The organism is Frateuria sp., from assembly GCF_013362045.1.
GTDB lineage: Bacteria > Pseudomonadota > Gammaproteobacteria > Xanthomonadales > Rhodanobacteraceae > Frateuria_A.
Genome location: NZ_JABFWW010000222.1, coordinates 1 through 9950 on the forward strand (window position 1 = coordinate 1; position 9950 = coordinate 9950).

The 9950-nt window shown below is 71.0% G+C and carries 9 protein-coding genes and 1 pseudogene; 4 read left to right on the plus strand and 6 right to left on the minus strand.

The window, feature by feature from the left end:
* From HOQ08_RS10650 to wrbA, 3 genes are all read right to left on the minus strand, one after another.
* Nucleotides 1-1454, minus strand: a 1454-nt coding sequence (locus HOQ08_RS10650; protein WP_291194328.1) for an acyl-CoA dehydrogenase family protein, incomplete at its 3' end; no start/stop codon positions are given.
* 174 nt (nt 1455-1628) lie between these two features.
* Complete coding sequence (locus HOQ08_RS10655) at nt 1629-1976, minus strand: DUF2069 domain-containing protein (RefSeq protein WP_291194331.1); 348 nt, start codon at nt 1974-1976, stop codon at nt 1629-1631.
* Nucleotides 1973-2572 carry an NAD(P)H:quinone oxidoreductase gene (gene wrbA / locus HOQ08_RS10660; protein WP_291194334.1) on the minus strand — a complete coding sequence of 200 codons (600 nt, stop codon included), beginning with the start codon at nt 2570-2572 and terminating at the stop codon, nt 1973-1975. The genes HOQ08_RS10655 and wrbA overlap by 4 nt, the downstream gene beginning before the upstream one ends.
* Nucleotides 2573-2645: 73 nt before the next feature.
* Between wrbA and HOQ08_RS10665 the strand changes: the two genes are divergently transcribed.
* The 3 genes from HOQ08_RS10665 to HOQ08_RS10675 are packed head-to-tail and all read left to right on the plus strand — an operon-like array spanning nt 2646 to nt 4655.
* On the plus strand, nt 2646-3911 hold the full coding sequence (locus HOQ08_RS10665) for a YihY family inner membrane protein (protein ID WP_291194337.1): 1266 nt from the start codon (nt 2646-2648) through the stop codon (nt 3909-3911).
* The gene (locus HOQ08_RS10670) at nt 3908-4381 is read left to right on the plus strand and encodes a TlpA disulfide reductase family protein (RefSeq protein WP_291194340.1); all 474 of its coding nucleotides are present in this window, start codon (nt 3908-3910) and stop codon (nt 4379-4381) included. The genes HOQ08_RS10665 and HOQ08_RS10670 overlap by 4 nt, the downstream gene beginning before the upstream one ends.
* Before the next feature lies 1 nt (nt 4382).
* Nucleotides 4383-4655: an acylphosphatase gene (locus tag HOQ08_RS10675; RefSeq protein ID WP_291194343.1), complete on the plus strand. Its 273-nt coding sequence runs from the start codon at nt 4383-4385 to the stop codon at nt 4653-4655.
* On the opposite strand, the gene HOQ08_RS10680 is transcribed toward HOQ08_RS10675, so the two are convergent.
* From HOQ08_RS10680 to hemA, 3 genes are all read right to left on the minus strand, one after another.
* Nucleotides 4652-6751 (minus strand): tetratricopeptide repeat protein, encoded by a 2100-nt coding sequence (locus tag HOQ08_RS10680; protein ID WP_291194346.1) that lies wholly within the window; start codon nt 6749-6751, stop codon nt 4652-4654. The genes HOQ08_RS10675 and HOQ08_RS10680 overlap by 4 nt on opposite strands.
* 282 nt (nt 6752-7033) lie before the next feature.
* Nucleotides 7034-8110 (minus strand): peptide chain release factor 1, encoded by a 1077-nt coding sequence (gene prfA, locus HOQ08_RS10685; protein WP_291194349.1) that lies wholly within the window; start codon nt 8108-8110, stop codon nt 7034-7036.
* Nucleotides 8111-8188: 78 nt separating this feature from the next.
* Nucleotides 8189-9454 (minus strand): glutamyl-tRNA reductase, encoded by a 1266-nt coding sequence (hemA, locus tag HOQ08_RS10690; protein ID WP_291194352.1) that lies wholly within the window; start codon nt 9452-9454, stop codon nt 8189-8191.
* 95 nt (nt 9455-9549) lie between these two features.
* On the opposite strand from hemA, the pseudogene HOQ08_RS10695 reads away from it, so the two are divergent.
* A pseudogene (locus HOQ08_RS10695) lies at nt 9550-9950 on the plus strand (hypothetical protein); the annotation flags it as partial.

Here is a 9950-nt window from a genome sequence, read left to right on the forward strand (position 1 = left end):
GAGGCCTCCTGTGCATCGCGCTCGCCGCTCAGCGCCTGCAGCTGCCGCGCGGCGGCGTCGAGCGCCGCATGTACCGGCGCTACGGCATCCGGCTCGTGGCTGCCCTCGACCCAGCTTCCTATGGCGGAGCGCAAGGCCGGCAGCCCTTCGCCGAGCGCGCGCAGGCCATCCAGCGCCAGCACGTTGGTGGTGCCCTCCCAGATCGCGTAGACCTGCGCGTCGCGCAGCAGCTGCGGCAGGCCGGTGTCCTCGATGTAGCCGGCGCCGCCGAAGCACTCCAGCGCCTCGGAGCACAGCGCCACCGCCAGCTTGCCGGTCCACAGCTTGGCCAGCGGCGTGAGCAGGCGCAGCAGGGCCGCCTCGCGCGGCGCGGCGCGACCCTGCTCGACGCGGCCGAGCAGTTGCGCCACCTCGAAGGCGAGCGCGAAGGCGCCCTCGAATTCGGCACGCATGCAGGCCAGGGTCTGCGCATGCAGCGGCTGCTCGATCAGCGGCCGGCCGAAGGCCTCGCGCCGCACGGCGTAGTCGCAGGCCAGCGCCAACGCGCGCGCCATGCTGGCGACCGCGCAGACCGCGTTCCAGGTGCGGGTGACGTTGAGCATGGGCGCAACCTGGCGCACGCCGTGCGCAAGTTCGCCCACCGGCCAGGCCGGCAGGCCGTCGAGATGGATCTCGGCGGTGGGGAGCTCGCGCGTGCCGAGCTTGTCCTTCAGCCGGTCGACGATCAGTTGCGGCTTGCGCGCGTCGCCGTCCATCGTCTCGACGTAAAAGAGCGCAAGTGTCGCGGTGCCTTCGCCGGCGCCCTCGGGCCGCGCCAGCGCGAGCGCCGCTTCGCCGACCACCGCAGAGCTGAACCACTTGCGCCCATGAAGGCGCCACTGGCCGTCGGCGTCCTGCCGCGCGACGGTGCCGCTGCGGCCGACGTCGGAGCCGCCGGCGGTCTCGGTCATCCACTGGCCGCTCAGCCAGAAGCCGGCCGGGTCGCGGCTGAGGAAATGCGGCAGCGCGCGTTCGATCAGCGGCTGGTTGCCGGCTGCCTTCAATGCGGCGATCGCGCCGTCGGTCATCGCCAGCGGGCAGGTATAGAACTCGCTGGCGAGGTGGTAGAGGTAGACGCGCGCGAACTGTTCCAGCCGCGCGTACTCGTGCGCCTCCTGGCCGGCGGCGAGGATGGCGTGGCGGGTGGTCAGCTGCGGGCCTTCCTGCCAGGCGGTGGTCAGCTCGATGCGGTCCACGCGCCGGCCCCAGGCGTCCCAGCGCGTGAGCACCGGCGTGCGTGGTGTGCTGCGGCGGGCGCGCTCCCAGGCGAACTGCGCGTAGTCGCCCAGGGCATCCAGGTCGGCGTCGAGCGCAGCGCGGCGCTCCGGCGGGATCAGCCGGTCCAGCAAGGCCAGCAGGGTGCGGTCGTTGCGGTAGGGATGGACCAGTTGCGGCGCGGTCTGCAGAAAATCCATGGCGCGCTCCGTGGGCGGCAATACGCGCGAGTATAGGCACCGGGTCGCGGCCGGGATGTCGAGACGCCTGCCATGGTTCCGGATTGCGGGCGCGCTCTCCGGGAGAGGGTTCGGGCGGAGCATGGCGTGGCACTACCGAACCTTCCCGCCAATACCTCTCCTGCAGAAGGTGGGTCAGGCGCGAGGCTTGCGTTTGACGCCGGCGCCGAGCGCCAGGATCAGCAGCAGCGTCAATCCGATTTCGGCCAGCGCCAGCCACTTCACCTCCGGCGCGCTCCACGCCTCGGCGACGCCGTGGCAGAAGAAGAACAGGCTGAGGATGCCGACCCACAGGAGCGCACGGCGCAGGTCGGGCAGGGCGGTGAAGGGCAGCAGCAGCGGAACCACGGTGACGGCCAGTACCAACCACACCGGCAGGTGCTCCGGGCGGGCCAGCCAGCCGTGCCAGGCAACCTGCAGTGCGATCAGCGCGAACCAGGCCACGCGGCCGACGCGGTAGGCCAGCGGCACCGGCGCATTCATGCACGCACCGCCAGCTTGCGCGCGGTATCGGCCAGGCGCCGTCCCAGCGCGCGCGCCAGTTCCCGCTCGTGCTCGCTGATCGGATGGTCGCCCTTGATCCCGGCGACGTGGCTGGCGCCGTAAGGCGTGCCGCCGCTTGCGGTGGCGTTGAGCGCCGGTTCGGTGAACGGGATGCCCAGCAGCAACATGCCGTGGTGAAGCAGCGGCAGCGCCATCGTGAGCAGCGTCGATTCCTGCCCGCCGTGCATGGTGCCGGTGGAGGTGAACACTGCCGCGGGCTTGCCGGCCAGCGTGCCGCTGGCCCACTCGGCCCCGGTGGAGTCCAGGAAGTGCTTGAGCGGCGCGGCCATGTTGCCGAAGCGGGTCGGGCTGCCCAGCGCGAGTCCAGCGCATTGGGCGAGGTCCTCGCGGCGCACGTAGGGTGCGCCTTCGTCCGGCTCCGGCGGCTGCGCCACTTCGGTGACCGGGGCGACCGGCGGCACCTGGCGCAGGCGCGCCTCAAGGCCGGCCTCTTCCACGCCGCGGGCGATCAGGCGTGCGAGCTGGGCGGTGTGTCCGCTGCGGCTGTAGTACAGGACCAGGATGCTTTGGCTCATGGGTTCCGTTCGGTTGGGCGTTCACCGGCGATCGGGTAGTGTAGCGGCCGCCTTCCGCTTGATGGTGCCGCCCATGGCCTGGCGTTTCGACCGCGACCGTGCGCTCAGCTTCAGCCGCTTCATCTGGCAGCGGTTCGTCGACGACAAGTGCTTCGAGACGGCGGGCGCCCTGTCCTACACCACGCTGGTGTCGCTGGTGCCGCTGATGGTGGCGGTGCTGGCGATGTTCTCGGTGTTTCCGGTGTTCGCGCCGGCGCGCAACATGCTGCTGGATTTCGTCTTCTCCAACTTCGTGCCGGCCGCGGGCGAGAAAGTGCAGGAGACGCTGCTGAGCTTCGCGCGCAACGCCAGCCAGCTCACCGGCATCAGCATTCTGGTGATGCTCTTCAGCGCGCTGTCGATGATGGTGAGCATCGAGGACCGCTTGAACCGCATCTGGCGCGTGCACCAGTCGCGCGCCTGGGGTTCGCGCCTGCTGCTGTACTGGGCGGCGCTGACGCTGGGACCGATCCTGGTGGTCGGCGGCATCGCGGTGACCTCCTACGTGACGGCGATGCCGCTGCTGGCCGGCGCCTATGTACACCTGAACCTGAGCCAGCGGCTGCTCGGGCTGCTGCCGTTCGTGGTGACCTTCGTGACGCTGTGGCTGACGTACGGCACCGTGCCCAACTGCAAGGTGCGCCGCAGCGACGCGGCGATCGGCGCGCTGCTGGGCGCCATCCTGTTCGAGATCGCGCGTTGGGGCTTCACGCTGTTCGTCAGCCATGCGCAGACCTACCAGCAGATCTACGGCGTGCTGGCGACGATCCCGATCTTCCTGCTGTGGATCTACCTGTCGTGGGTGATCGCGATCCTCGGCGCCTCGGTGGCCGCCTCGCTGTCGGCCTACGAATACCATGCTCCGGCGCAGACGCTGCCGGAGGGCGCCGAGTTCCTCGGCCTGCTGGTGGTGCTGCGGCATTTCGTCGAGGCGCAGCGCGAAGGCAACAGCATCGATCCGGCCACCGTGCGGCTGCAGGAACCCTACCTGCGCAGCGCCGCGATCGCCTGCTACTTCGACGACCTGCAGCGGGCCGACCTGATCCAGCGCGGCGAGGCCGGCGGCTGGCTGCTCAGCCGCAGCCTGGACAGCACCGACCTGCTGCGGGTGTATCGTCACTCCGATTACCGGCTGCCGCTCCAGCCCGTGCAGGAGGCCGGCGCGCTGGGCATCGACCTGCCGCCTGCGCTGATCGGCCTGCTTGCCGAGGTGGCGCGCATGCTCGAGGAGACACTGGGCACGCGGCTGGACCAGGCCTTTCCCTCATCCCCGAACGAACCGGAGAACGCTTCCCCATGAAGATGCCAGGCCTTCTGCTTGCCGTGCTGCTGTCGGCCGCCGTGACACCGGTGCATGCGGCCATGCCCGCACGGCCGGCGCTGAAAGTGACCACGCTGGAGGGCAAGCCGTTCGACCTGTCCGCGCAGCGCGGCTACTGGGTGATCGTCAACTTCTGGGCGACCTGGTGCGTGCCGTGCATCAAGGAGATGCCGGACATCTCCCGCTTCGTCGCAGGCCATGCGAACGTGCGCGCCATCGGCCTGGCCTACGAGGACAGCGACAAGGCCGACATCCAGGCCTTCCTCGCCAAGCACCCGGTGAGTTATCCCGTCGCCCAGGTCACGCTCGACGGCGCGCCGAAGGATTTCGACGAGCCGCGCGGCCTCCCCACCACCTACCTGATCGCCCCCGACGGACACGTGGCCAAGCGCTTCATCGGCCCGGTCACGCCGCAGTCGCTGGGCGCGGCGATCGCTGCGGGGCAGTGAGGTGGCCGCGGCGCGTTTCCTCGTCGGCGGCGTGGTGCAGGGCGTGTTCTATCGCGCCAGCACCCGCGATCAGGCCCTGCGCCTGGGCCTGACCGGCCACGCCCGCAACCTGCCCGACGGATGCGTCGAGGTCGTCGCCCACGGTGACGCCGCGGCAGTGGATGCGCTGGAGCGCTGGCTCTGGCAGGGGTCGGCCGCTGCGCAGGTCGAGCGCGTGGAGCGCAGCGGCGTGGACGACGCGGCGGCCGCGCCGCGCGGTTTCTCCACCGGCTAGAAGTCCAGGTCGATCGGAGGACGGCCGATCCGGCGTCGGGTCCCGATCGCCTGCACCGCGCGGCGGAAGTCCACGGCGAAGGCCGCCGTGTCGAACAAGGGCGATTGCCCCTGCAGGTCGGCCACGCGGGTGCGCGTCGCGGCGAGCGCAGCGGGATCACGGCCCAGCTGCACTGCCATCGCGACCAAGCCGTCGACGTCCTCGGCCACCAGCTCGGGCAGGTGGGCGTGGCATAGCAGGCTGGCCGAGACGCGCCCGGCGAACGTGTCCCCGGCGGTAGCCAGCACGGGACAGCCGGCCCACAGCGCGTCGGCGGCGGTGGCGCGTGCGCCATAGGGAAGCGTATCGAGGAACAGGTCGGCCAGTGCGTAGCGTGCCAGATAGTCGCCGTGCGGCAGCTGCGGCAGGAACACCAGCCGTTCCGGCGCGACTCCCTGCCCGGCCGCGGCGGCGTGCAGGCGCGCGTCGGCGCCGTCCGGTCCGCTGCGCAGCCACAGCACGCTGCCGGGCACCTCGCGCAGGACCTGCATGAAGCGCGCGAACATCGCCGGGTCGATCTTGCGGATGTCGTTGAAGCAGGCGAACACCACGCCCGTCTCGGGCAGGCCGCAAGCGGACCGCGTGGGCGCCGGGGCCGGCGTAGTGCGGTCGACCGGCAGGAAGCAGCGCGGCAGGCGCAGCACCTTCTCGCTGTAGCCGGCACGGTGCGCGGGCGGCAGCACCACGGTGTCCGCCAGGACGTAGTCGATCCAGGGCGCACCCGAAGTACCGGGGTAGCCCAGCCAGTTCACCTGCAGCGGTGCCGGCCGCAACGCCAGCAGGTCGGCGTTGGTGTGCGCGCCGTAGCCGGTCAGGTCGAACAGCACTTCGATGCCCAGCGCATTGATCTGCTGCGCCGCCTGCGCGGGCGGCAGCGCATCGAGCACGTGCAGCGGCGCCGCGGCGGCCAGGCGCTGGCGCAACGGGCCGTCGTCGGCGGTGGTGGCGAACAGGTACAGCTCCAGCCCGCCCAGGGTGGCCAGCGCCTCGACCAGGCCGGCCACTGCGCGGCCGATCGGGTGCTCGCCGAAACCGTCGGAAAGCAGCCCGACGCGGATCGGCGCGGCGGGCGGCGGCTGGCGCCAGGTGAAAGCCAACTGCTGGCGCATCGGCGCCAGGTGCTGTTCGATGGGATGGGCGAAGGTTTCCAGTGCCTTGCGCTGGAGTGCCCGGTCCAGCGGTTCGAGCAACAGCGCGAACGGGACGATGCCATGCTGGCCGGCTTCCACCGCTTCGCGCAGGCGGGCGGTGAGTTGGTTCTGTTCGTGCCAGTCGGCCAGCCGGCGCCGGATGAAGGCGAGCCGGCTGAGCGCAGGCCCCGACTGGGGCGCATGCTGCAGCGTGCGCGCATAGGCGGCGGCCGCCTGCGCGAGTTGGCCGGAGGCTTCCAGCATGCGGGCGGCCTGGAACACGTGGCGCGGTTCGTTGGGAGCCAGCCGCTCGGCCTCCAGCCAGGCCTGGGCGGCTTCGGCGAGATGGCCCTGGGCGTGCAGCACGTGGCCAAGCAGGTTGTGGGCTGCGGCCAATCGGGGCGCCATCGCGAGCGCCTCGCGCACATGGGCCAGCGCCTGCGCGGTGGCGCCCCGTTCCAGTTCGGCCTCGGCCTGGTTCAGCCGCAGTCCGGGGTGGTGCGGGGCCGCGCGGACTGCCTGGGCGAAGGTGTCGCGCGCCTCCTCGTGGCGCGCCGCCACCATCTGCGCCACGCCCAGCGCCTGCAGTACGCCGGGATGGCCGGGCGTGCGGCCGAGCGCAGCCTGCAGGCGCTCGATGGCCGCTTCGGGACGGCCGTCCTCCAGCGCCAGGTTGGCCAGGTTGCACTGCACTTCCACGCTGGCCGGAGCCAGTTCCGCGGCGCGGTGAAGGGCGCTCAGCGCCTCGCGCCGGCGGCCCAGCTGCAACAGCGCGACGCCGTGCAGGCGAACCAGTTCGCCCGACAGCGGGAAGTTCTTGCGGCCTTCGGCGGCGGCGGCTTCGGCAGCGCCACTGGCATCCTGGCGCAGCATCTGCACCAGGCGTTGCAGCAGGGCTTCCAGTTCGGCGCGCGCGCTTGCCGTCATGGAGCCCGGCTCGTCTGCTCGCCGGCATCGCGGCGCAAAACAATCGTCATCGCCATGGCTTCCCCGAAAGCCTGTTGCGCCGGCCTGCACGGCAGCTGCCGGCAAGGATGCCATGGTCGCCGGTCCAATGAGAAACGACGTGCTTCAGCCGCCGCGGTACGCCCGTGCCACGGACGCGATCCCGCCACGCCGGCCTTCCATCACGTTCCCCACGGCTGGTGCTCAATGCGGCGCCCCGCAGCGCGCGGCGATGGTGTGCGGAGCGGCTCCTTCCCGGCCCTACTACGACGCGAGGCTTTTCAGCTCGTCCGCCTGGTGCTCGCGGGTGAGCGTGTCGACCAGTTCGTCCAGGTCGCCGGCAAGCACTTCGGGCAGGCGATAGAGCGTGAGGTTGACGCGGTGGTCGGTGATGCGGCCCTGCGGGAAGTTGTAGGTGCGGATGCGCTGGCTGCGGTCGCCCGAGCCCACCTGCAGGCGGCGCTCCTGCGCCTGCGCGGCGGTCTGCCTGGCCTGCGCCTCGTCGAGCAGGCGCGCCTTCAGCAGGCTCAGTGCGCGGGCGCGGTTCTTGTGCTGGCTGCGCTCGTCCTGGCATTCCACCACGATGCCCGTCGGCAGGTGCGTGATGCGGATGGCCGAGTCGGTCTTGTTGACGTGCTGGCCGCCGGCTCCCGAAGCGCGGAACGTATCGGTCTTGAGGTCGGCCGGATTGAGCTCGATGTCCTCGATCTCGTCCATCTCCGGCAGGATCGCCACGGTCGCCGCGGAGGTATGGATGCGGCCCTGCGACTCGGTTTCCGGCACGCGCTGCACGCGGTGCGTACCCGATTCGAACTTCAGCCGCGAGTAGGCGCCCTTGCCCTCGATGCGCGCCACGATCTCCTTGTAGCCGCCATGCTCGCCGGGGTTCTCGCTGAGCACCTCGACGTGCCAGCGGCGCCGTTCGGCATAGCGCGCGTACATGCGGAACAGGTCGCCGGCGAACAGCGCCGCCTCGTCGCCGCCGGTGCCGGCGCGCACTTCGAGGAACAGGTTGGCTTCGTCGCGCGGGTCCTTCGGCAGCAGCAGGAGCTGCAGTTCGCCATCGAGTTCCGCCAGGCGTGCCTGCAGGCGTTCGACGTCGTCGGCGGCCATCTCGCGCAACTCCGGATCAACCAGCATGGCGCGGGTCTCGGCCAGCTCGCGTTCGGCCTCGTCATGCTCGCGCAGGGCGGCGGCAACCGGCTCGATCTGCGCGTATTCGCGCGAAAGCTCGCGGAAGCGGCCGGCATCGGCGAGCACGTCCGGTTGCGCGAGCAACAGGGCGATTTCTTCGTGGCGCTCGGCCAGGGTCTCGAGTTTGCGGCGGATCGATGGGGTCATGGCGGCGAGGGTGGCACGGCAGGAAGGGACCGGCATGCGCCGGTTCGCGTAGCGGAGCGCGGCAGCCAGCCGCCCTCGCTACTCGTCCTTGGCCTCGGGCTCGCCGTACAGCCGCCCGGCCGCATGCAGCAGGTCCAGGTCGCCGTTGAGCGCCGCCTCGCGCAAGCGCGCGCTGGGGTGGTGCAGCAGCTTGTTGGTCAACGTGTTGGCGAGGAAGGCCAGCGCCTCGTCGGGCGACTTGCCGCGCGCCAGCATGGCCTGCGCCTTGACCAGCACCTCGTCGCGGTAGCGCTCGGCATGCTGGCGCAGGTCGATCGCCGGGTTGCGCAGGGTGAGCGCGCGGCGCCAGGCCATGTAGCGCTCCACCTGCAGGTCGATGATGGTCTCTGCCTCGCGCGCTGCGGTCTCGCGCGAGCGGCGGTTGTCGTCGATCACCTGCTGCAGGTCGTCCACGCCGTAAAGAAACACGTCCTCCAGCGTCGCGACGGCCGGTTCGATGTCGCGCGGCACGGCGATGTCGACCATGAACATCGGCCGGCGCTTTCGCGCGGCCACCGCCTGCTCGACCATCGGCCGCGTCACCACGGGCTGGCGTGCGGCAGTGGAGGAAATCACGATGTCCGCCTCGGCCAAATGCTGCGCCAGGTCGGCCAGCGCGATCGCGTAGCCGCCATAGCGGCTGGCCAGTTCCTGGGCGTTCTCCAGCGTGCGGTTGGCGACGATCAGGCGGCGCACCTGCTTGTCGGCGAGATGGCGCGCGGCCAGTTCGATGGTGTCGCCGGCACCCACCAGCAGCACGCAGGCCTGTTTGAGGTCGGTGAACACCTGCTCGGCCAGGCGCACCGCGGTGAAGGCCACCGAAACGGTGTGTGCGCCGATGCGCGTGTCGGTGCGCACGCGCTTGGCCACGGCGAAGGTGTGCTGCAGCAAGCGGTCCAGCGGCGCGCCCAGCGCCTGCGCCTGGCGCGCCAGCTGGTAGGCGTCCTTCACCTGGCCAAGGATCTGCGGCTCGCCCAGCACCATCGAGTCCAGCCCGGTGGCGACGCGGAACATGTGGCGTACTGCAGCGTCCTCGTCGTGCCGGTAGAGGAACTCGTCCAGCTTGCCGGGGGTCAAGCGATGGTGGCGGTTGAACCACGCCTGCGGCGCCTGTTCCGCGCCTTCGGCCACGCCGACGTAGAGCTCGGTGCGGTTGCAGGTGGAAAGGATCAGTGCCTCCTCCACGCCCGGCTCGGCCTTCAGTTCGCGCAGCGCTTCACCGGCGGCGTCGTTGTCGAACGCCACCTGTTCGCGCAGGCTGACCGGCGCGGTGAGGTGATTGAGCCCGAGGGCGATCAGCGGCATGGCGTGGAGTGCGAATTGACGACGGGGTATCCGCGGCGGCGTAGGCTAAGCTTTCGTACCTGCGGCGGTTGGGTACGGCCAGAACGGACGATGGGATGGCAACTAGTGTGCTGAGCGTGAAGACCAAGTTCAAGCAACTGCGGCATTTTGCGGGCGCGGTCGGCTGTGTCGTCGGCCTGGCCGCCTGCGCCGGCGTGTCCGGGCCGCGCGCTCACCTGCCGACGCCCAAGCAGCCGCTGGATCGGCTGACCGTGGCCACCCCCGACACCGAACACGACCTGCTGGCGCAACTGCTCGCCGGCGAGATGGCGCTTACCCGCAACGACCTCAAGGAGGCGTCCGCCTGCTACGGCCGCGCCATGGCCTTGTCCGACGATCCTGCGGTCGCCCAGCGCGCGGTGGAACTGTCCCTGGCGGTGCGCGACGAGGCGTCCGCCCGGCGGGCGATCGACCGCTGGCAGGCGCTCGGCGCGAGCGTGGCGGACCTGGCCCAGGC

What these genes read in the sequence shown, in the direction of transcription:
- HOQ08_RS10680 (WP_291194346.1), bottom strand. Translation starts at nt 6,751, where the DNA reads ATGACGGCAAGCGCGCGCGCCGAACTGGAAGCCCTGCTGCAACGCCTG.
- wrbA (WP_291194334.1), bottom strand. Translation starts at nt 2,572, where the DNA reads ATGAGCCAAAGCATCCTGGTCCTGTACTACAGCCGCAGCGGACACACC.
- HOQ08_RS10670 (WP_291194340.1), top strand. Translation starts at nt 3,908, where the DNA reads ATGAAGATGCCAGGCCTTCTGCTTGCCGTGCTGCTGTCGGCCGCCGTG.
- HOQ08_RS10655 (WP_291194331.1), bottom strand. Translation starts at nt 1,976, where the DNA reads ATGAATGCGCCGGTGCCGCTGGCCTACCGCGTCGGCCGCGTGGCCTGG.
- hemA (WP_291194352.1), bottom strand. Translation starts at nt 9,454, where the DNA reads ATGCCGCTGATCGCCCTCGGGCTCAATCACCTCACCGCGCCGGTCAGC.
- HOQ08_RS10665 (WP_291194337.1), top strand. Translation starts at nt 2,646, where the DNA reads ATGGCCTGGCGTTTCGACCGCGACCGTGCGCTCAGCTTCAGCCGCTTC.
- prfA (WP_291194349.1), bottom strand. Translation starts at nt 8,110, where the DNA reads ATGACCCCATCGATCCGCCGCAAACTCGAGACCCTGGCCGAGCGCCAC.